The following is a 23829-nucleotide window of genomic DNA, read 5'->3' as shown; positions in this document are numbered from 1 at the left end:
GGTGTCTTCCTTGACCCACCCGAAGGCCGTGACGCGTCTCGCGCCCGGCGAGTCCGGCTACGCGGCCGTCCTGCTCTCCTCCGCCGACGGCAGCGGCGAGGGCGGCATGACGGGTACTACGACAGCTCGCTGGAGGTCACGCACTGGCAGCGGAGCCAGGACGACACCGCCGGCCGGTGAACCGCAGAAGCCGCCCGGGCAACGGCCCGGGCGGCCTCGGTACGGCTGACGCACCCGCGCGGTGTTACGCGAGCACCGCCGCCTCCTTCGGGTTCGGGCCGTACTTGTTCGCGCCCGCCGCGCTGTCCGAGCAGTAGAAGACCAGCAGGATGATGGGGCCGACGAGCGGGATGAGCCCGAGGAGGATCATCCAGCCGGAGCGGCCGGTGTCGTGCAGGCGGCGCACCGTGACGGCCAGGCCCGGCAGCAGGAACGCGAGCGCGGGGATGGCCACGAGGTAGACCGCGTGAGCAGCGGCGCCGATGCCCGCGAAGACGATGTAGGTGATGTACGCGAACAGGAAGAACAGCCAGTACTCCTTGCGGCGGGCACGCCCGCTGAAGACCGCGTACTTCTTGAGCGCCTCGATGAACCAGCTCATGGCAACCCCCCAGGGATCGACGTTCAGCCACTCCGGAATGGATCAGGCCAGGCGCAGAGGCTAGGGGTTTGGCGAGAGCGCGTCATTTCCGTTCGAGGGGCGCGCCAAACATCGTTTTCAGGACAGATCCGCCCATGATCGTGGGCTATTACGGGGGCGGCAACCGGACGTTCCCGAAACCGAGTTCATTCCGTTTCCGAACCGAAGGCAGACAGACGCCGGTCCGGCACTGTTTCGGTACCGGACCGATCTCGAACCGTGTCCGTCAGCGCAGCTTCCGCGCCGCCTCGGTCGCCCAGTACGTGAGGATGTTCCGCGCCCCGGCCCGCTTGATGCCGGTCAGCGTCTCGAGGATGGCCCGGTCGCGGTCGACCCAGCCCTTCTCGGCGGCGGCCTCGATCATCGAGTACTCGCCGGAGATCTGGTAGGCGGCGACGGGTACGTCCACGCTGTCGGCGACCCGGGCCAGGATGTCGAGGTACGGTCCGGCCGGCTTCACCATCACCATGTCCGCGCCCTCGGCCAGGTCCAGCTCCAACTCCCGCAGGGACTCGCGCCAGTTGGCCGGATCCTGCTGATAGGTCTTCCGGTCACCCTGGAGGGAGGAGGCGACGGCCTCGCGGAAGGGGCCGTAGAAGGCGGAGGAGTACTTGGCGGTGTAGGCGAGGATCGCGACGTCCTCGCGGCCGATCTGGTCCAGCGCGTCGCGGATGACGCCGATCTGGCCGTCCATCATCCCGCTGGGCCCCACCACATGGGCGCCCGCGTCGGCCTGCACCTGGGCCATCTCGGCGTACCGCTCCAGGGTGGCGTCGTTGTCGACCCGCCCCTCGGCGTCCAGCACCCCGCAGTGCCCGTGGTCGGTGGTCTCGTCGAGACACAGGTCGGACATGACGAGCAGGTCGTCGCCGACCTCGGCGCGCACGTCCCGGATGGCGACCTGGAGAATCCCGTCCGGATCGGTCCCGGGAGTCCCCCACGCGTCCTTCTTGCCCTCCTCCGGCACGCCGAAGAGCATGATCCCGGAGATCCCGGCCTCGACGGCCTCGGCGGCGGCCTTCTTCAGGCTGTCCCGGGTGTGCTGGACGACGCCGGGCATGGCCGCGATCGGCACGGGCTCGCCGACGCCCTCCCGGACGAACGCCGGAAGGATGAAGTCGGCGGGATGCAGTCGCGTCTCGGCGACCATCCGCCGCATGACGGGCGAGGTCCGCAGCCGCCGGGGACGCGTACCGGGGAAGGATCCGTACTTCGTCATGCCTTCTACGCTACGCCCGCCGACCCCGCGCCTTTGCCGACGCCCTGTCGGCCCAAGAAGGGCATAGCGGCCCCTCATACGAAGTCTTTGCGAGCTCCTGGCCGTCCCTCGATGCGCATGACTCCCCAGCGTTCTACGCGCGTGGTGTCATGCACGCGCCACTCCCCCCATGTTCCGCCCACGTGCGTTCCCCCCTCTCCCCACCAGGAGTCACTCATGCTGTGGAAGGTCCTCGGCCGTGCGGGCGTCGCTCTGGCCGCCGGCGCAGCCGTCGTCGCCGCCGCCGTCCCCGCGAACGCCGCGAGCTATTCCGCGTTCGCCTTCTCCCGGAGCGGCGGCCAGCCCGCCGTCTACGACTTCGTCGACTCGGCCACCAGCACGCTCGACATGACCATGTACGAGCTGGAGGACACGACGGCCGTCAACGACCTCATAGCCCTGAAGGCCAAGGGCGTCACGGTCCGGGTCATATTGGACCGCCAGCACAAGACCGCGAACAACTCGGCGTACACGGCCCTGAAGAACGCGGGCATAGGCGTGGTCTGGTCTTCCTCCGCCTTCGTCTACACCCACCAGAAGACCATCACGGTCGACGGCACCAAGTCCCTGATCCTGACCGGGAACCTCACCTCCCAGTACTACGCGACCAGCCGTGACTACGGCGTCCTCGACGACGACACCCGCGACGTCGCCTCGATAGAGAAGGTCTTCAACGCGGACTACGCCGCCACATCGGTCACCCCCACCGACGGCGACCACCTCCTGTGGTCCCCCACCGACTCCCGCAACCGTCTGGTGTCCGTCGTCGACACGGCCACCAAGACCCTCGACGTCGAGGAACTGGAGCTGAGCGACAGCACGGTGGTCGACGCGATCGTGGCCCGGGCGAAGGCGGGCGTGGCGGTCCGGGTGGTCCTGGAGAACCCGTCGAGCTACTCCAGTCAGGTGTCGTCCATCAAGGCGGCCGGCGGCAAGGTCGTCGGCTACTCCGACCCCAACGGCTTCTACATCCACGCCAAGGCGATGGTCGCCGACTACGGCCTGTCCACCCAGGAGGTCGAGGCCGGCTCCATGAACATCAGCAGCAACTCCCTGAGCAACAACCGGGAGCTGGGCATCATCCTGACCGGCACGGGCGTGGCCCAGCCGGTTGCGCAGACGATCGAGACGACGTTCAACGGCGACTACGCGGGCGGCACACCCGCGTAAGTCCTGCTCCACCTGCCCCGCACCAACCACCCGACTCGGTGGGCAGAGCGACGGCGGGTGGGTGAAGACGGGGTCCAGGGGGCGGAGCCCCCTGGTACCTCAGGTGGTCGTGCGGCGCCTACGAGCCCCGGGCCGCCGTTCGCTCGGCCGGGTCACCGGATCCCCCGCCTCCAGCGCGGCGGCCCTCCGCTTCAGACCGAAGTCGGCCAACGCCTCCGCCAGCTTGTGCACCGAAGGCTCCGGAGCCATGACATCGACCCGCAGCCCGTGCTCCTCGGCCGTCTTGGCCGTGGCCGGACCGATGCACGCGATCACCGTCACGTTGTGCGGCTTGCCCGCGATACCCACCAGGTTCCGGACAGTCGACGAGGACGTGAAGAGCACCGCGTCGAAGCCACCCCCCTTGATCGCCTCCCGCGTCTCCGCCGGCGGCGGCGAGGCCCGCACGGTCCGGTAGGCCGTGACGTCGTCGACCTCCCAGCCCAGCTCGATGAGCCCGGCCACAAGAGTCTCGGTCGCGATGTCGGCGCGCGGCAGGAAGACGCGGTCGATCGGGTCGAATACGGGGTCGTACGGCGGCCAGTCCTCCAGCAGACCCGCGGCCGACTGCTCACCGCTCGGCACCAGATCCGGCTTCACGCCGAAGGCGATCAGCGCCTTGGCGGTCTGCTCGCCCACCGCGGCCACCTTGATGCCCGCGAAGGCCCGGGCGTCGAGCCCGTACTCCTCGAACTTCTCCCGTACGGCCTTGACCGCGTTCACCGAGGTGAAGGCGATCCACTCGTACCGTCCGGTCACGAGCCCCTTGACGGCACGTTCCATCTGCTGGGGCGTGCGCGGCGGCTCGACGGCGATCGTCGGGACCTCGTGCGGCACGGCGCCGTAGGACCGCAGTTGGTCGGAGAGCGAGGCCGCCTGCTCCTTCGTACGCGGCACGAGCACCTTCCAGCCGAACAGCGGCTTGGACTCGAACCACGACAGCTGGTCGCGCTGGGCGGCGGCGGAACGCTCACCGACCACGGCTATCACCGGCCGGCCGCCCTCGGGCGAGGGCAGCACCTTCGCCTGCTTGAGCGTCTGCGCGATCGTCCCGAGCGTCGCCGTCCAGGTCCGCTGACGGGTGGTCGTACCGGCGACCGTCACCGTCATCGGCGTGTCCGGCTTGCGACCCGCCGACACCAGCTCGCCGGCGGCCGCAGCCACCGCGTCCAGCGTCGTCGACACCACCACCGTGCCGTCGGAGGCGCCCACCTCCGTCCAGCAGCGGTCGGAGGCGGTACGGGCGTCCACGAACCGGACGTCCGTCCCCTGCGCGTCCCGCAGCGGCACACCCGCGTACGCGGGCACGCCGACCGCTGCCGCCACACCCGGCACGACCTCGAAGGGCACACCGGCGGCGGCGCAGGCGAGCATTTCCTCGGCCGCGTACGTATCAAGTCCCGGGTCGCCGGAAACCGCACGGACGACCCGCCTGCCGCCCCGCGCAGCCTCCATGACAAGATGAGCGGCATCCCGGGCAGCGGCCGGGACGGCGGCGGTTGTTGACGTGCCGTCAACGACCGTCAGCTGGGGTGTGCCCGGCGGTGAGATCGTGGAGGGATCCGCGTTCATCGGCACGACGGAGACGCCCTGTCGGGCGTGCGTCCGGATCACGTCGAGCACCTCGTGCTCGGCGACCAGGACGTCCGCGTTCGACAGCGCCTCCACAGCGCGCAGAGTCAGCAGTCCCGGATCCCCGGGTCCGGCACCGAGGAAGGTGACGTGCCCGTGTTCCGGACCGGCGGGAAGGGTGGTGGGGCTCACTGTGCTCGCTCCCCCATCAGACCGGCCGCGCCCTGGGCGAGCATCTCGGTGGCGAGGTCGCGACCGAGTGCCATCGCCTGCTCGTGCGTCTGGGGCACGGGACCGGTGGTGGACAGCTGCACCATGCGGGTGCCGTCGGTCGTGCCGACGACGCCGCGCAGGCGCATTTCCTTGACAATCTGCCCGTCGGCCTGGGGGTCCCCCCGCTCGAGCGGAGCCGAGAGTGGGGGAAAGTCGGCCAACGCGCCCACAGGTGCGCTGCAACCGGCCTCCAGGGCGGCGAGCAGTGATCGCTCGGCGGTGACGGCGACCCGCGTGAACGGGTCGTCGAGCTCACCGAGCGCCGCGATGAGGTCCGCGTGGTCCGCGGCACACTCGATCGCCAGGGCCCCCTGGCCGGGGGCGGGCAAAACCGTGTCGACCGACAGGAAGTCGGTGACCTCGTCGCTGCGGCCGATCCGGTTCAGTCCGGCGGCGGCCAGCACGACGGCGTCCAGTTCACCGTCGCGGACGTATCGGATCCGCGTGTCGACGTTGCCCCGTATCGGGACCGTCTCGATGTCCAGGCCGTGGGTGCGCGCGTACGCGTTCAGCTGCGCCATGCGGCGGGGCGAACCGGTGCCGATGCGGGCGCCCCGCGGCAGATCCATGAACTTCAGCGCGTCCCGGGCGACGATCACGTCCCGCGGGTCCTCGCGCACGGGTATGGCGGCCAGGACCAGTTCCTCGGGCTGCGCGGTCGGCAGGTCCTTGAGCGAATGAACCGCGAAGTCCACCTCGCCCTTGAGCAGCGCGTCACGCAGCGCCGTGACGAACACGCCGGTGCCGCCGATCTGCGCGAGCGCCTCGCGGGAGACATCGCCGTACGTGGTGATCTCGACCAGCTCGACGGGCCGGCCGGTCACCCGGCTCACGGCCTCCGCCACCTGCCCGGACTGGGCCATGGCGAGCTTGCTCCGCCTGGTCCCCAGTCGCAGTGCCTTCTCACTCATGCCGGTCGGTCCTTCTTGTCTGTGCTGTCCTCGGCCCGGGAGACGGCGGCCACCGTCTCGGGGTCGAGGTCGAACAGGGTGCGCAGCGCGTCCGCGTACCCGGCGCCGCCGGGCTCGGCCGCGAGCTGCTTGACCCGTACGGTCGGCGCGTGCAGCAGCTTGTCGACGACCCGGTGCACGGCCTGCCGGATCTCGCCGCGCTGGCGTTCGTCCAGGTCGGGCAGGCGGCCGTCGAGCCGCGCGATCTCGCCGGCGACGACGTCGGCGGCCATGGTGCGCAGCGCGACCACGGTCGGCGTGATGTGCGCCGCCCGCTGTGCCGCGCCGAAGGCCGCGACCTCGTCGGAGACGATACGCCGGACCTGGTCCACGTCGGACGCCATCGGCGCGTCGGCGGAAGCTTCCGCCAGCGACTCGATGTCCACAAGGCGCACCCCGGCCAGCCGGTGCACGGCCGCGTCGATGTCGCGGGGCATGGCCAGGTCGAGGAGGTACATGGCGGGGGCCGGGCGCGGGATCACGGCCACCGGTTCGGGCTTGCGGCGCTCGGGGATCCGGCCGACCGTCGCGGCGGTCGCGGCGAGCGCGGCGATCACCTCGGCGTCGGCCTCGGGGCTGCGCCGCGCGGCCTCACGGCGGTCCACGGTGCCGTTGTCGACCCAGGCCGCGTGCTGCTCCAGGGTGGCCGCGTCCATGCCGGCCACGGCGGCCTCGCCGTGCACGGAGAAGCCGGTCGCGCCCTGTACGGCGGCCAGGTCCAGCGGGCAGTTCTCCTCGGCCGTGACGCCGGTGGGCGCCTGCGGCGCCTTCACGGCCGTACGGCCGCTGTCGCGGACGTCGACGGGCTCCCCGGTGCGGCCCTCGACCGCCTGCGCGACCGACTCCGCCGTCAGCACCAGACCGGTCGCCCCGGTGCAGGAGACGACGACGTCGGCACGTGTCAGCTCGTCCGGTACGGCATCCATCCGTACCGCGCGAGCCGCCACCGCGTTGTCGTCGGCCCCGGTCAGGATCTGGGCGAGGCGTTCGGCGCGCTCGAAGGTGCGGTTGGCCACGACGACCTCGCGGACCCCGGCCCGGGCGAGCGTCGCGGCGGCCAGGGAGGACATCGACCCGGCGCCGATGACCAGCGCCCGTCGGCCCCCGGCCCATTCCCGCACGTCCCCGCCCGCGGCCAGCTGCTGCAGGCCGAAGGTGACCAGCGACTGGCCGGCCCGGTCGATCCCGGTCTCGGAGTGGGCGCGCTTGCCGACCCGCAGGGACTGCTGGAACAGGTCGTTCAGCAGCTTGCCGGCGCTGTGCAGCTCCTGGGCGCGGGCGAGGGAGTCCTTGATCTGGCCAAGGATCTGCCCCTCGCCGACGACCATCGAGTCCAGACCGCAGGCCACCGAGAACAGATGGTGGACGGCCCGGTCCTCGTAGTGCACGTAGAGATAGGGCGTCAGCTCTTCCAGGCCGACCCCGCTGTGCTGGGCCAGCAGCGTGGACAGCTCGGCGACACCGGCGTGGAACTTGTCCACGTCGGCGTACAGCTCGATGCGGTTGCAGGTGGCGAGGACCGCGCCCTCGCCGGCCGGCTCGGCGGCGACCGTGTCCTGGAGCAGCTTGATCTGGGCGTCCACGCTGAGCGTGGCCCGCTCCAGCACGCTCACGGGGGCGCTGCGGTGGCTCAGCCCTACGACGAGGAGACTCATGCCGGCATCACGGCGGGTACGTCCCCGTCCGGCCCCTGGTCCGCGGAATCGTCGGCGGCTGCGCCATGGGGAGCGGCCGCGGGCAGCGCGCCCTCGCCCGCCCCGGTCTCCTCGCCGGCCTTGCGCTGCTCGTGGAAGGCGAGGATCTGCAGCTCGATGGAGAGGTCGACCTTGCGCACGTCGACGCCGTCCGGCACGGAAAGCACGGTCGGCGCGAAGTTCAGGATGGAGGTCACCCCGGCGGCCACGAGCCGGTCGCAGACCTGCTGGGCGGCGCCGGCCGGGGTGGCGATGACGCCGATGGAGACCCCGTTGTCGTTGATGATCTTCTCGAGATCGTCGGTGTGCTGGACGGGGATGCCCGCGACCGGCTTTCCGGCCATCGCCGGATCGGCGTCGATCAGCGCGGCCACCCGGAATCCGCGGGAGGCGAAGCCGCCGTAGTTGGCCAGGGCTGCGCCGAGATTACCGATACCGACGATGACAACGGGCCAGTCCTGGGTCAGGCCGAGTTCACGGGAGATCTGGTAGACGAGATACTCCACGTCGTAGCCGACACCGCGCGTTCCGTAGGAGCCCAGGTACGAGAAGTCCTTGCGCAGCTTGGCGGAGTTGACTCCGGCCGCCGCGGCCAGTTCTTCGGAGGAGACCGTGGGTACCGAGCGCTCCGACAATGCGGTCAGGGCTCGGAGGTACAGCGGAAGCCGGGCGACGGTGGCCTCGGGAATCCCTCGGCTACGGGTCGCCGGTCGGTGTGTTCGGCCAGTTGCCACGGTGCTCCTGCGGGTAGAGCGGGGCTGCAGGCGGTCATACGTCCCCAGACCGCCCCGTCGACAGCAGGCTATGTCTTTGTGAACGCGTGCACAAAGATGGTGTCCGATTTGCCCGGCCAACGTGACCGGGGTCACGCGCGTCATTCCAGGGTCCCTCGGGAACCTTCCTGGGGGCAAAACCGACACACTCCTCATGAATCCCGCCCCCGAGACCAAACCGCCATCGATCCTAAGGGACGTCCGGTGTGGCCTTGTACTACTCGGTCAGTTCCTTGCGGAGGCGGCCCTCGTCCACCCGCCAGAAGGTGTGCTGCCTGCCGTCGACGAGGACGACCGGAATCTGTTCCCAGTACCGGTCGTGCAGCTCCTTGTCCTCGGTGATGTCCTTCCGCTCCCAGGGAACACCGAGTTCGCCGCAGACCTTTTCGATCACGGCCTCGGCGTCGTCACACAGATGACATCCGGGCTTGCGGACGAGGGTGACCAAACGCTCCTGCGGGGCGGCCTTACGCCGGAAGAGGGGGCTCATGTCGGCCATTCTCGCCCTTCTTTAACGACGCGGTCGCGGAGAGTTCACACCCTTCAAACCTCTCGACTCCGGAACCCCCGAACAAACTGGCTATGCTCACGCCATGGCCGCTCTCGGATGGCTCACCCCCCGTAGGCGCTCCGCCACGGCGCGCAGCGTGTTGGCAGGCGAGGCCTCGGCGGAGGCTGCCCGCAAGTCCTCGCAGGAAGCACTGGAAGCCCAGGAAGCACAGGAGACCCCTGACGCCGCCGACCAGGAACCGCAGTTCCCCGTCGTCGGCGACGACAAGGCGGCCGCCTTCTTCGACCTCGACAACACCGTGATGCAGGGTGCCGCGCTGTTCCACTTCGGGCGGGGCCTGTACAAGCGGAAGTTCTTCGAGACCCGCGACCTCGCCAGATTCGCCTGGCAGCAGGCCTGGTTCCGGCTGGCCGGGGTCGAGGACCCCGAGCACATGCAGGACGCCCGCGACTCGGCCCTGTCCATCGTCAAGGGCCACCGGGTCGCCGAGCTGGAGACGATCGGCGAGGAGATCTACGACGAGTACATGGCCGACCGCATCTGGCCGGGCACCCGGGCGCTCGCCCAGGCCCATCTGGACGCGGGCCAGAAGGTGTGGCTGGTCACCGCCGCCCCGGTCGAGATCGCCCAGGTCATCGCCCGCCGCCTCGGTCTGACGGGCGCGCTCGGCACGGTGGCGGAGTCGGTCGACGGCGTCTACACGGGCAAGCTGGTCGGCGAGCCGCTGCACGGCCCGGCGAAGGCGGAGGCGGTACGGGCGCTGGCCGCGGCCGAGGGCTTGGACCTCGCCCGCTGCGCCGCCTACAGCGACAGCCACAACGACATCCCGATGCTCTCCCTGGTCGGCCACCCCTACGCGATCAACCCAGACGCCAAGCTCCGCAAACACGCCCGGGAAAAGGACTGGCGCCTACGGGACTACCGCACGGGCCGCAAGGCGGCCAAGGTGGGCATCCCGGCGGCGGCGGGCGTCGGCGCGGTCGCCGGTGGCACCGCGGCGGCGATCGCGCTGAGCCGGCGTCGTCGGTAGTCCCGCGCGTGATCAGCGGGTAATCGCCGCAGACCGGCGAGCCGCCCCCCGGCCACGGGCACGCTGTGGCCCCTCACGCACTTCCCCGCGCCCCTGGGGAGTCGCAGCCGCCCGGCACCTGTCATGCCCCTGACCGATCCCATCGAAGACCTGTTGTCTGCCGCCGGATTATGCCTGCCCTCCCCCAACACGCCCCCCACTTCGCCGAAACACACCCTTTTCCGATCAACAACCGATCATTCCGTGGAACTTGATGGGGCGTCAATCGGCTACAGAAGCGACTCAATCGATGATTTGAGCAACTCGGTGTAGCAGTGCCTGCACGAAGCGTTATTCTCCTCAGACGCAAACCGGTACCCCTCCGTCGCTACGACGGGTGAACGGTCCCGCACTGCACGTGATGGAAGCTCTGCCTCTGGGAGTCCCGTGTACCCACACGTCGGGGTTGACGCCTCGGGCCTGGCTACGCTGCGCGCAACAGTCGCAACGGTCAAAGAGACGCTGCGCGGCTTCGTCCCCACCGCGTACGCCGTCCCCGCCTTCGCCGCCGCCGCGCCCCTAGGCCCGTGCTACGCACTGGCCGAGGGCAGCGCAGCCGTCGGCAGACGCGGCCGCGCGCCCGGCGCGGCCACCGCCCGTCGGCCTGCCGCCGACAGTGACAGCGCCCGGATGATGGACCTCGTGGAGCGCGCCCAGTCCGGCGAGGCCGAGGCCTTCGGCCGCCTCTACGACCAGTACAGCGACACGGTGTACCGATACATCTATTACCGGGTGGGCGGTAAGGCGACCGCCGAGGACCTGACGAGTGAGACCTTTCTGCGGGCGCTCCGCAGGATCGGCACCTTCACCTGGCAGGGCCGCGACTTCGGCGCCTGGCTGGTGACGATCGCCCGGAACCTCGTCGCCGACCACTTCAAGTCCAGCCGCTTCCGGCTGGAGGTCACCACCGGCGAGATGCTCGACGCCAACGAGGTCGAGCGCTCCCCGGAGGATTCCGTCCTGGAGTCCCTCTCCAACGCCGCGCTGCTCGACGCCGTACGCCGGCTCAACCCCCAGCAGCAGGAGTGCGTGACACTCCGGTTCCTGCAGGGCCTCTCCGTCGCCGAGACCGCTCGTGTGATGGGCAAGAACGAGGGCGCCATCAAGACGCTCCAGTACCGGGCCGTGCGCACCCTCGCCCGACTTCTGCCGGACGACGCACGCTGAACGCCGCCACCGTGGGCGACAGCCAACTCACGTTCCGTGAGAGCCTGTTGCCTTTCTGACCCGATCATCCGCCGTCCGTAACCCAAGTGCCGCGCCAGTCGTTGTGCGGGATACAGGCTCCCTGTGGTCACGTCTTGGCCATCGCTGATCGCTCGATCGTGTGAAGTGGTCGCGGGCGTGCAACCCTCAGGACCCCCTGGGGAGTCGACCGTCATGACGAGAGGAGGTGCCGCCAGTGATCGCGAACGTATCGGCGCACCGGCGGGCGAGCGCCTTCGCCCAGGCTCTGGAGGAGCAGTCCGGCCGGGACACGGCGGCCGAGCAGACCGCAGCACCGGCGGAATCACCGCCGACCGCCGAGGAACACACCGAACAAGGCCGCTTGTTGGCCGTCGCTTCGGATCTCGGCGCGCTGCCCAGGCCACAGCTCGACCCCGAGGTCAAAGCCGTCCAGCGTGCTCAGCTGGTGGCCGCGATGGAGGCCATGCTCCAGGAGGGCACCGCGGGCGGGGCGGCGGACACATCGCTGCCCGGCCAGCGGGCGAGAGGCCGGGGTGCGCACCGGGCGAGCCCGCTGGGCAAACTGCGGCCGCGTTCCCGGCTGACCAAGGGGCTGGCCGCGGGCGGGCTCAGCGTCGGTGTGGCCGCCGGGGCCTTCGGCGGGGTCGCCGCCGCCAGCTCCGACGCCCTGCCCGGCGACTCGCTGTACGGCCTCAAGCGCGGCATCGAGGACTTCAGGCTCAACTACCTGAGCGATGGCGACGACCAGCGCGGCCAGACCTACCTCGATCAGGCCTCCACCCGGCTGAGCGAGGCCCGTCGGCTAATGGAGCGCGGCCGCGGCGGCCAGCTCGACCACGAGTCCATCGGCGAGATCCGCCGCACCCTGTCCGGCATGCAGCACGACGTGACCGAAGGCCACCGCCTGCTGCACGCGGCCTATGAGCGCGACCCCGGATCCCTGGGCCCCATCCAGGTCCTCTCCAGCTTCTCCCGGTCCCACCGGGAGGCCTGGAGCGCGCTCAGCAACAAGCTGCCCGTACAGCTCGGAGACGTCAAACAGCAGGTCTCGTCGGTCTTCGACGCCATAGACCAAGAGGTCGCCCCGCTGCAGTCGCTGCTTCCGCAGCAGCCCGCCCAGACGGGCGACAGCAGGCGGCACGGCTCCGGCTCGGCATCCACCCGTTCCTCCGGCCCCCACCACTCGACCACGCCCAGCGCCGGCGGCACGCCGTCCGCCGGCAGACACACGGGCTCCGGCAGTCCCAGCGGCTCGGCCACCGGCGACAGCGGGGGCGGCCTGATCGGAGGCAACACGGGCGGTCTGCTCGACCCGCCGAAGATCGGCTCCGAAAGCGGCTCCCCGCCCACCAGCAAGCCGCCCACGACCGCGCCGGACGTCACCCTCCCACCGCTCCTCCCGGGCCTGCTGCCCGGCCTGGGCATCAACAGCGACGAGGCGAACTAGACGCCACCCGGACACGGCGGCGGGGACACCCCTTTCCGAGCAGGGGCGCCCCCGTCGCCGTTCTCAGAGGAACGCGGAAGGACTCAGAAGAACACCGATCTCCGCTGCACCAGCAACTTGTACAGCGTGTGCTGGATCTGCTCCCTGACCTGGTCGGTCAGGTTGAACATCAGCATCGGGTCCTCGGCGGCCTCCGGCGGATAGCCGTCCGTCGGGATCGGCTCGCCGAACTGGATCGTCCACTTGGTGGGGAGCGGGATCGCCCCGAGCGGCCCGAGCCACGGGAACGTGGGCGTCAGCGGGAAGTACGGGAATCCCAGCACCCGGGCGAGCGTCTTGGAGTTGCCGATCATCGGGTAGATCTCCTCGGCCCCGACGATCGCGCAGGGGATGATCGGCGCGCCCTTGCGCAGTGCCGTGGAGACGAAACCGCCCCGGCCGAACCGCTGGAGCTTGTAGCGCTCGCTGAACGGCTTCCCGATGCCCTTGAAACCCTCCGGCATCACCCCGACCAGCTCGCCCTGTCCCAGCAGCCGTTCGGCGTCCTCCGCGCAGGCGAGGGTGTGTCCCAGCTTGCGGGCGAGTTCGTTGACCACCGGGAGGACGAAGACGAGGTCGGCCGCGAGGAGTCGCAGATGGCGGTCGGCGAGGTGCTGGTCGTGCACGGCGACCTGCATCATCAGGCCGTCCAGCGGCAGCGTCCCGGAGTGGTTGGCGACGATCAGTGCCCCGCCCTCGGCCGGGATGTTCTCGATGCCCTTCACCTCGACACGGAAGTACTTCTCGTACACCGGCCGCAGCAGCGACATCAGGACCTGGTCGGTGAGCTCCTCGTCGTAGCCGAAGTCGTCGACCTCGTAGTCCCCGGTGAGGCGGCGGCGCAGGAAGGCCAGGCCGCCCGCGATGCGCCGTTCGAGGCCGCCGCCCTGCGGCTCATCGAGTGGCTGTTCCTCCCGGGTCACCGGGACATCATCCTGCGGGGCGGCCCTGGTGGGCAGGGGCTGGACCTCGCCGACCGGCGCGGGCTCGCCCGGCGCGGGGGCGCGCCGGCTCGCCGCGCTCCGGCGCCGCGACGGTCGCTGCACGGCACCCCCGCGGGACCGGTCGTCGTCGAACGGAATGACCTTGGCGTCAGCCATCGTTGCTGCGCTCCTCAGTTGGCGCTGTGCGTCGGGAGGTGCCCGCCGCTCCTCGCGGCGAGCGCGGCGATCCGGTCCACGGCCCCCGCGAGGGCCTCCGGCGGCAGCAACCCTGGTCCCTCGCTGCGCGCGAAGTCCGCGAACGTCTCCGCCGTCGTGTATTTGGGCGCGAATCCCAGCGTCTCGCGCATCTGGTCCGTGGCCACCACCCGGCCGTGCGTGAGCAGCCGGATCTGCTCCGGGGAGAAGTCCGTCATGCCCAGCGTACGCACCAGGGAACCGGTCCAGGTGACCGCCGGCAGCAGCAGCGACACGGTGGGCCGCCCGAGCCGCCGCGAGCACTGCGAGAGCAGCAGGACGCCGTCCCCGGCGATGTTGAAGGTGCCGCTGTTGAGGGTGCCCCGGCGCGGCTCGTGCGAGGCGATCCGCAACACCTCGATGACGTCGTCCTCGTGCACGAACTGCAGCCGGGGGTCGTAGCCGAACACGGTCGGCAGGACGGGCAGCGCGAAGTACGAGGCGAGCGGGGTGTCCGCGGTCGGCCCGAGGATGTTGGCGAAACGCAGCACGCACACGGCGACGTCGGGCCGCCGCCGGGCGAACCCGCGCACATACCCCTCGACCTCCACCGTGTCCTTCGCGAAGCCGCCGCTGGGCAGCGACTTGGGCGGGGTCGTCTCGGTGAACACGGCGGGATCCCGCGGCGCGGATCCATAGACGTTCGTACTGGACTTCACCACCAGCCGCCGCACGGTCGGCGACTTCTGGCAGGCGCCGAGCAGCTGCATGGTGCCGATGACATTGGTCTCCTTGACCGTGGCCCGGCTGCCGCCGCCCAGCGCGGTACCAGTCACATCCAGGTGGACGACCGTGTCGGCGCCCGTCTCGGCGAGCACCCGGGCGATGGTGGGCTGGCGGATGTCGGCCTGGATGAAGTCGGCCCCGCCCAGATGGTGCGCCGGAGGCACCGCGTCCACGGCGATCACCCGGTCGACCTCCGGGTCCCGCTGGATCCGCCGCACGAACCGGCCGCCCAGTTGCCGGGCCACTCCGGTGACGAGCACGACCTTCCCCAAGATCAGCGCCTTCCTTCCCGATCTCGTGCGAAACCTGGTCCCAGCCGCGTTCCCCGTGTGCGCCAACTTAGCGGGTCGATGTTGCGCTGTGATGACCGCCCGACGCACGAGGTGACGGAAATTCCCCAGTCGGAATATGCCGACGCCGGCCGGGAATCGCGGGCGGACATGACTGTGGCCCCCCACCGCACGGGGTGGGGGGCCACAGGACACGCTCTCGCGGCGCCGCTTACTTCTTGTTGCGGCGCTGAACGCGCGTGCGCTTCAGCAGCTTGCGGTGCTTCTTCTTGGCCATCCGCTTGCGCCGCTTCTTGATAACAGAGCCCACGACTACCCTCGCTCACTTCTCATCACTCGGTTGTTTGGGCGCCATGGGCCCACACGACCTACGAGGGGCTAGCCTACCCGCTTGAGCGACGAGCTTGTAATCGAGGCGTGTTCCGGGGTCTCCCGGAAGTGCCGTCAGGCCGTCTCCACCCCCACATAACTCTCGCGAAGGTACTCGTGTACCGCTTGCTCGGGGACACGGAAGGACCGCCCCACCCGGATCGCGGGCAGATGACCGCTGTGCACCAGCCGGTACACGGTCATCTTCGACACTCGCATCACCGCGGCAACCTCCGCCACGGTAAGGAACACAACCTCGTTCAGAGGCCTCTCGCCAGCAGCCATGACACACCTGAACCTTCCGCACTCGACGGGCCACCGGCTTCCCCTTCCGGTGACTCTTCGTCGTTGCGTGCTCACTCCCCAATGTAGGGGCGGGTGATGCGAGTGGGGAAGAGGTGCACCCATCGGCGGCCTACTGTGACAGACACGCTCGATTGAGTACGTAGCGGGTCAGCGGCCGGTAGTAAGCAGACCGCACGGCATCATCAACCGGAACGGCGACGGACACGACCCCCTCCGCCTCCCCCACGAACAGCGCGGGATCATCCGTATCTGCCAGCCCGATCGCCTCGAACCCCAGCTGACCTGCGCCGCAGACCCAGCCGTGGTCACCGATCACCAGCTCCGGCAAAGGCCCGCCGACCTCGGCCGCGGCCGCCAGAGCGACCCGAACCGGCAGCGGCGAATGGCTGTGGACACCCGGCTCACAACCGGGGCGCTCGACCCCTGGTTCCCGCACCAAGGCAACACCTCGAACGTAGTCGAGGTGGTACGTGCGTAGACCGAACCGGGTCAATATGTCGACACAGCGACCCTGCGCCGGGGTGAGCACCTCACACCCCACCGCCGACAGCGCGTCCGCCAAGCCGCCGTAGAACCCGAGCAACCGGTGCGGATGCCCGGTGCCGAGCAGCACGGGCGCACCCCGCCGGGCCGCACTCCGGATCCGCTCCGCGAACGCGTCCAGCGCGGCCAGCGTCAGCTCCGGGTCGATCACGTCCAGCCCTGAAGTGTGCCGAGGATCGGCCGAAACCCCACACTTCTGCGACATCAACGCAAGCAAATCGCGCTGCCCCCAGCTCCACTCGGGATCAATCCCGATCAACACCCGCGGATCCCGAGCCGCGAACAGCCGATAACTACGAAGACTCTCCTCCCGAGAAGTCGCCACCTCCCCGGCGAGCCGGACAGCCAGCAGATGCGCACGGAGGGCATCGGCGGTCAACACGGGTGCGATGGTGGCCCATTGGAAGGTGAGATCAGGCAGAGAACGGGGAAAGACCGCACGGTTGGCGTAATGGGCCTTTCATGGGCGCCTGCTCAGCCGGCCGAGACGGGTGGGCCGCTCACGGCAGCAAGCCCCGCAGCGGAAACGCGGCCCGCCGAGTGGCCAGCAAAGCCTGGTCGAGCCGGTCGGCAGGGTCGTAGCCCGACTCCCAGGACGCGAAGGACACCGGCCACCGGCCATCGGTCATCCGCTGCGGAGCCAACTGCCGGGTGCGGGCGAACACCTCCTGCCGCCAGCCCTCGGGAATCACCGTCCCAGGAGCGATCTCCCGCCCGGCGGCGATCCCCACCAGGTGCGTCCACGACCGCGGCACCACGTCCACCACCGCGTACCCGCCGCCGCCCAGGGCGACCCACTTCCCGTCCGCGTACTCGTGCGCCAGCTCATGACAGGCCACCTGCACGGCCCGCTGCGCGTCCAGCGACACCGCGAGATGCGCGAGCGGATCCTCGAAGTGCGTATCGGCCCCGTGCTGCGAGACCAGCACCTGCGGCCGGAACTCGGCGAGCAGCTCCGGCACCACCGCGTGGAACGCCCGCACCCACCCGGCGTCCCCGGTCCCCGCAGGCAGCGCCACGTTCACGGCCGCCCCTTCGCCGGCCCCGGCCCCGGTCTCCTCGGGCCACCCGGTCTGCGGGAACAACGTACGAGGATGCTCGTGCAGCGAGATCGTCAGAACCCGCGGATCCTCCCAGAAGGCGGCCTGGACCCCGTCCCCGTGATGCACGTCGACGTCCACATAGGCGACGCGCTCGGCCCCCAGCTCCAGCAGCCGCGCGATGGCCAGGGACGCGTCGTTGTAGATGCAGAACCCCGCCGCGCCGCCGGGCATCGCGTGATGCATCCCGCCGGCGAAGTTCACGGCGTGGTCGACGTCCCCCCGCCACACCGCCTCCGCCGCCCCCACCGACTGCCCCGCGATCAGCGCGGACACCTCGTGCATCCCGGCGAACGCGGGATCGTCCACCGTACCGAGCCCGTACGACCCGTCGGCCGACCGCGGATCCGCCGAGGCCGCCTTCACGGCGGCGATGTAGTCCTCCCGGTGGACCAGCCGCAGTGTCGACTCCCCGGCCGGTTTCGCCGCGACGACACCCATCTCCCGGTCGAGCCCGAAGGCACCCACCAGTTTCCGGGTCAGCTCCAGCCGGACCGGATCCATCGGATGGTCCGGCCCGAAGTCATAGCCCGTTACTGCCTCGTCCCACATCAGCTGTGCGCGGCCGCTCATGCCCGCCACCGTATCGGTCCGGTTGAGCCGCGAACGACCTGGCGTACACCAGCGTCACCAGCACCAACACCATCGGCACCAGCATGGCGCCCCGGTAGCTCCAGACGTCCCCGAGCGCCCCGACCAACGGGGAACCGACCAGGAAGCCGACGTAATTGAAGATGTTGAGGCGTGCGATCGCGGCATCCGACGCACCCGGGAACAGACGCCCCGCCGCCGCGAACGTCTGCGGCACCAGCACACACAGCCCCAGCCCCAGCAGGGTGAACCCGAGCATGCCGACCGACGCGTCCGGCGCCACGGACACCACCGCGAACCCGCCGGCCGCCACCAGCGCCCCGAGCCGCACGACCGCCACCGCCCCGAACCGCCGTACCCCGAAGTCCCCGATGGCCCGCCCCACCAGCGTGGTCACCATGTACACGTTGTACGGCACGGTCGCCAGCTGCTCGGAACTGCCCAGCACGTCCTTCAGATACTTCGCGCTCCAGTTGGAGACGGTCGAGTCCCCGATGTACGCGAAGGTCATCACCAGGCAGAGCGGCAGCAGCAGCCGGAACACGACGGCCCCGCGCGCCCCCGGCTCCTCGGCCACCGGCGCCGGATCCCCGTCGACGTACCACCGGCTCCCCGCCAGCGTCGCCGGCAGCAGCACCGCCGCCACCGGCAGGTACGACACCCACAGCGCCAGATGCCAGTGCGCGCCCGCCCACGCCAGCGAGGCGCCCACGATCCCGCCCAGGCTGTAGGCGGCGTGAAAGCTCAGCATGATGCTGCGCCCGTACGTCCGCTGCAGGCTCACCCCGAGCATGTTCATGGAGGCGTCCAGCGCACCGACCGCCAGTCCGAACACACCGAGGGCCACGGCCAGCTCGGCAAGCTGCCCGCCCGCCCCCACGCCCACCAGCGCCAGCAGCACCACCGGCTGGGACCAGCGCAGCAGCCGACTGGGCCGTACCCGCTTGACCAGTTGCTCGGTCGTCACGCTGCCGACTCCGGCGAGGATCGGCACGGCGGCCAGGAAGACCGGCAACAACGCGTCCGAGATGCCGTACCGGTCCTGGATGGCCGGAATGCGCGTCACCAGCAACGCGAAGCCGGCGCCCTGGGCGAAGAAGCTGAACGCCAACGAGGCCCTACCGCGCCGCAGCACATCAGTCATGGCGGCGAGCGTAGGGCCCCGGCTTACCTGTGGGTAGATCCAGCCAAAGATGAATTTCCTTCAGCTTTGCCGAGCGGAGGCTCAGGCGGCGACGGCGACCTCGGGCGTCCCGGCCTTGTGGGCCTCGACCTCGGCGGCCAGCATCTTCTCCATCGGCTCGACGGCCAGGCCGCCGCCGACGACGAAGGCGATCGCCATCGCACCGATCAGGAAGACCGTGCCGAGCCACACCATGGTGTCCACGGGGATGGTGTACGCGCCCACGATCCGCGCGATGCACTCGGCGAGCAGGGCCACACCCCAGACGACGGAGAACGCCCGCTCCTTACGCACGAAGGCCGCGGATCCGGCGGCCGCCCCCGACATCAGCCGCTCCCAGGCGGTCTCCTTCTCCGCGTCCCCCTTCAGCAGGAAGGGCTTCATGCCGGCGGTCATCATCGGCTTCCCGAGTACGACGGAGACCAGGATCCCGATCGCGACCGTGCTGCTGATCCCGCTGTCCTTGGCGAGCATCAGCCTCGGGTCCCCGGAGACGAAGCTCAGCAGCAGCGAGACGATGTTGACGATCAGGATCAGGCCGGCCAGGGCGTTGGTCCTCCGCTCCTTGACCAGGCCCCACACGGTCCGCAGCGCCGGCACCACGCTGCTCCAGGCGAGCGCCGCGAAGGTGCTCATCCCGAAGCCGTACTTGAAGAGGTAGTACGAGCCGAGCGGCACCGCCACATCCAGGATCAGGGGCTTGAAGTTGTCCAGCACGCTCGGCTGCTGCTGGTTCTTGCTCCGGCCCTGGGCCCCCGCGTTCTTCGTCATGCCCTCAGCTTCGCCGCCGGGCGGGGTCCGCCACCAGAAACGATCGTCCGGTGGTCCGCATGACAAATGTCAGCCCCGTCCTGATGGCACGGGTCATACCAGCAGGTCAGCCAACTCTCCCATGCTGGATATGAGTTGGTTCGCCCCGGTGAGCCGCTCCGCCGACGTCATCGCGGTGAACCCGTACACGTGCATTCCGGCCGCCACGGCCGCCTGCACGCCCAGGGGAGAGTCCTCCACGACCGCGCACCGTTCCGGAGCCACACCCATCCGCTCGGCGGCGTACAGGAACAGATCGGGCGCCGGCTTGCCCCGTCCCACGTCCTGCGAGCTGAAGAGCCTCTCCGCGGCGAACCACCGGTCGAGCCCCGTCGTCCGGTGCCCCACCCGGATCCGCTCATGGCTCCCGGAGGACGCCACACAGTACGGCACCCCGTCCGCGGCGAGTTTCTCCAGCACGTCGTCGGCGCCGGGCACGGGCTTCAACTCCCGCTCGAACGCCGCGAAGACCCGCGCATGGAAGACATCGTCGAAGTCCTCGGGCAGCCGCCGCCCGGTCCGCTCCAGGACGAGGTCGTGGATCCGGTGCATCGCCGAACCCATGTAGTCCCGGATGGACTCCTCGTACGAGGTCGGGTGCCCCAGCTCGGTCAGATAGGCGGCCAGCAGCCGGTTGGAGATCGGCTCGCTGTCCACCAGGACACCGTCGTTGTCGAAGATGATCAGGTCATGGCGCATGCCCTCGACCCTAAACGACCCCGAACGCAGAAAACCCCCGCATCTTTCGATGCGGGGGTTTTCCCAAAATTTGTTCGGCGGCGTCCTACTCTCCCACAGGGTCCCCCCTGCAGTACCATCGGCGCTGTGAGGCTTAGCTTCCGGGTTCGGAATGTAACCGGGCGTTTCCCTCACGCTATGACCACCGAAACACTATGAAACTGTGAACGCCGCACCGCCTATTTAAGGTGGGGCTGTTCGTGGTTTCAGAACCAACACAGTGAACGCGAGCATCAATGGACAAGCCCTCGGCCTATTAGTACCAGTCAACTCCACCCGTTACCGGGCTTCCATATCTGGCCTATCAACCCAGTCGTCTACTGGGAGCCTTACCCTCTCAAGGAGGTGGGAATACTCATCTCAAAGCAGGCTTCCCGCTTAGATGCTTTCAGCGGTTATCCCTCCCGAACGTAGCCAACCAGCCATGCCCTTGGCAGAACAACTGGCACACCAGAGGTTCGTCCGTCCCGGTCCTCTCGTACTAGGGACAGCCCTTCTCAATATTCCTACGCGCACAGCGGATAGGGACCGAACTGTCTCACGACGTTCTAAACCCAGCTCGCGTACCGCTTTAATGGGCGAACAGCCCAACCCTTGGGACCGACTCCAGCCCCAGGATGCGACGAGCCGACATCGAGGTGCCAAACCATCCCGTCGATATGGACTCTTGGGGAAGATCAGCCTGTTATCCCCGGGGTACCTTTTATCCGTTGAGCGACGGCGCTTCCACAAGCCACCGCCGGATCACTAGTCCCGACTTTCGTCCCTGCTCGACCCGTCGGTCTCACAGTCAAGCTCCCTTGTGCACTTACACTCAACACCTGATTGCCAACCAGGCTGAGGGAACCTTTGGGCGCCTCCGTTACCCTTTAGGAGGCAACCGCCCCAGTTAAACTACCCATCAGACACTGTCCCTGATCCGGATCACGGACCCAGGTTAGACATCCAGCACGACCAGACTGGTATTTCAACGACGACTCCACAAACACTGGCGTGCCTGCTTCAAAGTCTCCCAGCTATCCTACACAAGCCGAACCGAACACCAATATCAAACTGTAGTAAAGGTCCCGGGGTCTTTCCGTCCTGCTGCGCGAAACGAGCATCTTTACTCGTAGTGCAATTTCACCGGGCCTATGGTTGAGACAGTCGAGAAGTCGTTACGCCATTCGTGCAGGTCGGAACTTACCCGACAAGGAATTTCGCTACCTTAGGATGGTTATAGTTACCACCGCCGTTTACTGGCGCTTAAGTTCTCAGCTTCGCCCCACCGAAATGGAGCTAACCGGTCCCCTTAACGTTCCAGCACCGGGCAGGCGTCAGTCCGTATACATCGCCTTACGGCTTCGCACGGACCTGTGTTTTTAGTAAACAGTCGCTTCTCGCTGGTCTCTGCGGCCACCCCCAGCTCGAGGAGCAAGTCCCCTCACCAGGAATGGCCCCCCTTCTCCCGAAGTTACGGGGGCATTTTGCCGAGTTCCTTAACCATAGTTCACCCGAACGCCTCGGTATTCTCTACCTGACCACCTGAGTCGGTTTAGGGTACGGGCCGCCATGAAACTCGCTAGAGGCTTTTCTCGACAGCATAGGATCATCCACTTCACCACAATCGGCTCGGCATCAGGTCTCACCCTGCATGAGTGGCGGATTTACCTACCACTCGGGCTACACCCTTACCCCGGGACAACCACCGCCCGGGCTGGACTACCTTCCTGCGTCACCCCATCACTCACCTACTACAAGTCTGGTTCGTCGGCTCCACCACTTTCCTTTCCCCGAAGGGTCCGGAACGGCTTCACGGACTTAGCATCGCCTGATTCAATGTTTGACGCTTCACAGCGGGTACCGGAATATCAACCGGTTATCCATCGACTACGCCTGTCGGCCTCGCCTTAGGTCCCGACTTACCCTGGGCAGATCAGCTTGACCCAGGAACCCTTAGTCAATCGGCGCAAACGTTTCTCACGTTTGTATCGCTACTCATGCCTGCATTCTCACTCGTCAACCGTCCACGACTACCTTCCAGTGCCGCTTCACCCGGCAGACGACGCTCCCCTACCCATCACAGCACCCGTTGGGGCTATACGCTGCAATGACACGACTTCGGCGGTACGCTTGAGCCCCGCTACATTGTCGGCGCGGAATCACTAGACCAGTGAGCTATTACGCACTCTTTCAAGGGTGGCTGCTTCTAAGCCAACCTCCTGGTTGTCTGTGCGACTCCACATCCTTTCCCACTTAGCGTACGCTTAGGGGCCTTAGTCGATGCTCTGGGCTGTTTCCCTCTCGACCATGGAGCTTATCCCCCACAGTCTCACTGCCGCGCTCTCACTTACCGGCATTCGGAGTTTGGCTAAGGTCAGTAACCCGGTAGGGCCCATCGCCTATCCAGTGCTCTACCTCCGGCAAGAAACACACGACGCTGCACCTAAATGCATTTCGGGGAGAACCAGCTATCACGGAGTTTGATTGGCCTTTCACCCCTAACCACAGGTCATCCCCCAGGTTTTCAACCCTGGTGGGTTCGGTCCTCCACGAAGTCTTACCTCCGCTTCAACCTGCCCATGGCTAGATCACTCCGCTTCGGGTCTTGAGCGTGCTACTAAAACGCCCTATTCGGACTCGCTTTCGCTACGGCTTCCCCACCCGGGTTAACCTCGCAACACACCGCAAACTCGCAGGCTCATTCTTCAAAAGGCACGCAGTCACGAGATGCAGCAAGCTGCATCCGACGCTCCCACGGCTTGTAGGCACACGGTTTCAGGTACTATTTCACTCCCCTCCCGGGGTACTTTTCACCATTCCCTCACGGTACTATCCGCTATCGGTCACCAGGGAATATTTAGGCTTAGCGGGTGGTCCCGCCAGATTCACACGGGATTTCTCGGGCCCCGTGCTACTTGGGTGTCTCTCAAACGAGCCGCTGACGTTTCGACTACGGGGGTCTTACCCTCTACGCCGGACCTTTCGCATGTCCTTCGCCTACATCAACGGTTTCTGACTCGTCCTGTTGCCGGCAGACAACAGAAGAGAGATCCCACAACCCCGCATGCGCAACCCCTGCCGGGTCTCACACGCATACGGTTTGGCCTCATCCAGTTTCGCTCGCCACTACTCCCGGAATCACGGTTGTTTTCTCTTCCTGAGGGTACTGAGATGTTTCACTTCCCCTCGTTCCCTCCACACTGCCTATGTGTTCAGCAGCGGGTGACAGCCCATGACGACTGCCGGGTTTCCCCATTCGGAAACCCCCGGATCAAAGCCTGGTTGACGACTCCCCGGGGACTATCGTGGCCTCCCACGTCCTTCATCGGTTCCTGGTGCCAAGGCATCCACCGTGCGCCCTTAAAAACTTGGCCACAGATGCTCGCGTTC

Annotated in this window: 20 protein-coding genes and 2 rRNA genes; 4 read left to right on the top strand and 18 right to left on the bottom strand. The window is 68.2% G+C overall.

Going from position 1 to position 23829, the window contains the following annotated elements; genetic code table 11:
* Positions 1 to 244: 244 nt before the first annotated feature.
* Positions 245 to 601, bottom strand: coding sequence for a DUF805 domain-containing protein (locus AVL59_RS03205; RefSeq protein WP_067299689.1), 357 nt, complete (start codon positions 599 to 601; stop codon positions 245 to 247).
* A gap of 265 nt (positions 602 to 866) precedes the next feature.
* Positions 867 to 1859 carry a porphobilinogen synthase gene (gene hemB / locus AVL59_RS03200; protein WP_067299688.1) on the bottom strand — a complete coding sequence of 331 codons (993 nt, stop codon included), beginning with the start codon at positions 1857 to 1859 and terminating at the stop codon, positions 867 to 869.
* Between the two features lie 216 nt (positions 1860 to 2075).
* On the opposite strand from hemB, the gene AVL59_RS03195 reads away from it, so the two are divergent.
* Complete coding sequence (locus AVL59_RS03195) at positions 2076 to 3068, top strand: phospholipase D-like domain-containing protein (protein WP_067299687.1); 993 nt, start codon at positions 2076 to 2078, stop codon at positions 3066 to 3068.
* 99 nt (positions 3069 to 3167) lie between these two features.
* Here AVL59_RS03195 and AVL59_RS03190 read toward each other — a convergent pair whose 3' ends face one another.
* The 5 genes from AVL59_RS03190 to AVL59_RS03170 all read right to left on the bottom strand — a co-directional run bounded on the left by AVL59_RS03190 (position 3168) and on the right by AVL59_RS03170 (position 8868).
* Positions 3168 to 4871, bottom strand: a complete 1704-nt coding sequence (locus AVL59_RS03190; protein ID WP_067299686.1) for a bifunctional uroporphyrinogen-III C-methyltransferase/uroporphyrinogen-III synthase — start codon at positions 4869 to 4871, stop codon at positions 3168 to 3170.
* On the bottom strand, positions 4868 to 5863 hold the full coding sequence (gene hemC / locus AVL59_RS03185; RefSeq protein ID WP_067299685.1) for a hydroxymethylbilane synthase: 996 nt from the start codon (positions 5861 to 5863) through the stop codon (positions 4868 to 4870). Before hemC ends, AVL59_RS03190 begins: the two co-directional genes overlap by 4 nt.
* Entirely contained in the window at positions 5860 to 7557 is a 1698-nt protein-coding gene (locus AVL59_RS03180; RefSeq protein ID WP_067299684.1) for a glutamyl-tRNA reductase, read from the bottom strand. The genes hemC and AVL59_RS03180 overlap by 4 nt, the downstream gene beginning before the upstream one ends.
* On the bottom strand, positions 7554 to 8330 hold the full coding sequence (locus AVL59_RS03175) for a redox-sensing transcriptional repressor Rex (RefSeq protein WP_067299683.1): 777 nt from the start codon (positions 8328 to 8330) through the stop codon (positions 7554 to 7556). The genes AVL59_RS03180 and AVL59_RS03175 overlap by 4 nt, the downstream gene beginning before the upstream one ends.
* 256 nt (positions 8331 to 8586) lie before the next feature.
* Positions 8587 to 8868, bottom strand: coding sequence for a glutaredoxin family protein (locus AVL59_RS03170; RefSeq protein WP_208870303.1), 282 nt, complete (start codon positions 8866 to 8868; stop codon positions 8587 to 8589).
* A gap of 94 nt (positions 8869 to 8962) precedes the next feature.
* Here AVL59_RS03170 and AVL59_RS03165 point away from each other — a divergent pair, with 94 nt between their 5' ends.
* The 3 genes from AVL59_RS03165 to AVL59_RS03155 all read left to right on the top strand — a co-directional run bounded on the left by AVL59_RS03165 (position 8963) and on the right by AVL59_RS03155 (position 12584).
* On the top strand, positions 8963 to 9910 hold the full coding sequence (locus AVL59_RS03165; RefSeq protein WP_067299682.1) for an HAD family hydrolase: 948 nt from the start codon (positions 8963 to 8965) through the stop codon (positions 9908 to 9910).
* Positions 9911 to 10336: 426 nt separating this feature from the next.
* On the top strand, positions 10337 to 11116 hold the full coding sequence (locus tag AVL59_RS03160) for an ECF subfamily RNA polymerase sigma factor, BldN family (RefSeq protein WP_067299681.1): 780 nt from the start codon (positions 10337 to 10339) through the stop codon (positions 11114 to 11116).
* A 235-nt stretch (positions 11117 to 11351) separates the two neighbouring features.
* Positions 11352 to 12584, top strand: coding sequence for a DUF5667 domain-containing protein (locus AVL59_RS03155; protein ID WP_067299680.1), 1233 nt, complete (start codon positions 11352 to 11354; stop codon positions 12582 to 12584).
* 83 nt (positions 12585 to 12667) lie between these two features.
* Here AVL59_RS03155 and AVL59_RS03150 read toward each other — a convergent pair whose 3' ends face one another.
* The 11 genes from AVL59_RS03150 to AVL59_RS03105 all read right to left on the bottom strand — a co-directional run bounded on the left by AVL59_RS03150 (position 12668) and on the right by AVL59_RS03105 (position 23813).
* Entirely contained in the window at positions 12668 to 13723 is a 1056-nt protein-coding gene (locus AVL59_RS03150; RefSeq protein ID WP_067299679.1) for a lysophospholipid acyltransferase family protein, read from the bottom strand.
* Between the two features lie 14 nt (positions 13724 to 13737).
* Entirely contained in the window at positions 13738 to 14799 is a 1062-nt protein-coding gene (locus AVL59_RS03145) for an NAD-dependent epimerase/dehydratase family protein (protein ID WP_067299678.1), read from the bottom strand.
* A 229-nt stretch (positions 14800 to 15028) separates the two neighbouring features.
* Positions 15029 to 15127 (bottom strand): 30S ribosomal protein bS22, encoded by a 99-nt coding sequence (locus tag AVL59_RS47400; RefSeq protein ID WP_003948845.1) that lies wholly within the window; start codon positions 15125 to 15127, stop codon positions 15029 to 15031.
* 134 nt (positions 15128 to 15261) lie between these two features.
* Positions 15262 to 15471, bottom strand: a complete 210-nt coding sequence (locus AVL59_RS03140) for a helix-turn-helix domain-containing protein (protein ID WP_067299677.1) — start codon at positions 15469 to 15471, stop codon at positions 15262 to 15264.
* 130 nt (positions 15472 to 15601) lie between these two features.
* Positions 15602 to 16417 (bottom strand): phosphatase, encoded by an 816-nt coding sequence (locus AVL59_RS03135; RefSeq protein WP_067299676.1) that lies wholly within the window; start codon positions 16415 to 16417, stop codon positions 15602 to 15604.
* A gap of 118 nt (positions 16418 to 16535) precedes the next feature.
* Complete coding sequence (locus AVL59_RS03130; RefSeq protein ID WP_067299675.1) at positions 16536 to 17708, bottom strand: acetoin utilization protein AcuC; 1173 nt, start codon at positions 17706 to 17708, stop codon at positions 16536 to 16538.
* The gene (locus AVL59_RS03125) at positions 17659 to 18870 is read right to left on the bottom strand and encodes an MFS transporter (protein ID WP_067299674.1); all 1212 of its coding nucleotides are present in this window, start codon (positions 18868 to 18870) and stop codon (positions 17659 to 17661) included. The genes AVL59_RS03130 and AVL59_RS03125 overlap by 50 nt, the downstream gene beginning before the upstream one ends.
* 81 nt (positions 18871 to 18951) lie before the next feature.
* Positions 18952 to 19680 (bottom strand): VC0807 family protein, encoded by a 729-nt coding sequence (locus AVL59_RS03120; protein WP_067299673.1) that lies wholly within the window; start codon positions 19678 to 19680, stop codon positions 18952 to 18954.
* Between the two features lie 93 nt (positions 19681 to 19773).
* Positions 19774 to 20418, bottom strand: coding sequence for an HAD family hydrolase (locus tag AVL59_RS03115; protein ID WP_067299672.1), 645 nt, complete (start codon positions 20416 to 20418; stop codon positions 19774 to 19776).
* Between the two features lie 72 nt (positions 20419 to 20490).
* A 5S ribosomal RNA gene (gene rrf / locus AVL59_RS03110) occupies positions 20491 to 20607 on the bottom strand.
* Positions 20608 to 20693: 86 nt separating this feature from the next.
* Positions 20694 to 23813, bottom strand: a 23S ribosomal RNA gene (locus tag AVL59_RS03105).
* Positions 23814 to 23829 lie beyond the last annotated feature (16 nt).

Origin of the sequence: Streptomyces griseochromogenes, assembly GCF_001542625.1 — a bacterium.
GTDB classification, from domain to species: Bacteria; Actinomycetota; Actinomycetes; order Streptomycetales; family Streptomycetaceae; genus Streptomyces; species Streptomyces griseochromogenes.
The sequence above is the reverse complement of the archived record's forward strand: the minus strand, read 5'-3'. Positions and strand labels throughout refer to the sequence as shown.

Coding starts and splice junctions, on each gene's coding strand:
- AVL59_RS03205 (WP_067299689.1), bottom strand. CDS start 601: ATGAGCTGGTTCATCGAGGCGCTCAAGAAGTACGCGGTCTTCAGCGGG.
- hemB (WP_067299688.1), bottom strand. CDS start 1,859: ATGACGAAGTACGGATCCTTCCCCGGTACGCGTCCCCGGCGGCTGCGG.
- AVL59_RS03195 (WP_067299687.1), top strand. CDS start 2,076: ATGCTGTGGAAGGTCCTCGGCCGTGCGGGCGTCGCTCTGGCCGCCGGC.
- hemC (WP_067299685.1), bottom strand. CDS start 5,863: ATGAGTGAGAAGGCACTGCGACTGGGGACCAGGCGGAGCAAGCTCGCC.
- AVL59_RS03180 (WP_067299684.1), bottom strand. CDS start 7,557: ATGAGTCTCCTCGTCGTAGGGCTGAGCCACCGCAGCGCCCCCGTGAGC.
- AVL59_RS03170 (WP_208870303.1), bottom strand. CDS start 8,868: ATGGCCGACATGAGCCCCCTCTTCCGGCGTAAGGCCGCCCCGCAGGAG.
- AVL59_RS03165 (WP_067299682.1), top strand. CDS start 8,963: ATGGCCGCTCTCGGATGGCTCACCCCCCGTAGGCGCTCCGCCACGGCG.
- AVL59_RS03150 (WP_067299679.1), bottom strand. CDS start 13,723: ATGGCTGACGCCAAGGTCATTCCGTTCGACGACGACCGGTCCCGCGGG.
- AVL59_RS03140 (WP_067299677.1), bottom strand. CDS start 15,471: ATGGCTGCTGGCGAGAGGCCTCTGAACGAGGTTGTGTTCCTTACCGTG.
- AVL59_RS03130 (WP_067299675.1), bottom strand. CDS start 17,708: ATGAGCGGCCGCGCACAGCTGATGTGGGACGAGGCAGTAACGGGCTAT.
- AVL59_RS03125 (WP_067299674.1), bottom strand. CDS start 18,870: ATGACTGATGTGCTGCGGCGCGGTAGGGCCTCGTTGGCGTTCAGCTTC.
- AVL59_RS03120 (WP_067299673.1), bottom strand. CDS start 19,680: ATGACGAAGAACGCGGGGGCCCAGGGCCGGAGCAAGAACCAGCAGCAG.
- AVL59_RS03115 (WP_067299672.1), bottom strand. CDS start 20,418: ATGCGCCATGACCTGATCATCTTCGACAACGACGGTGTCCTGGTGGAC.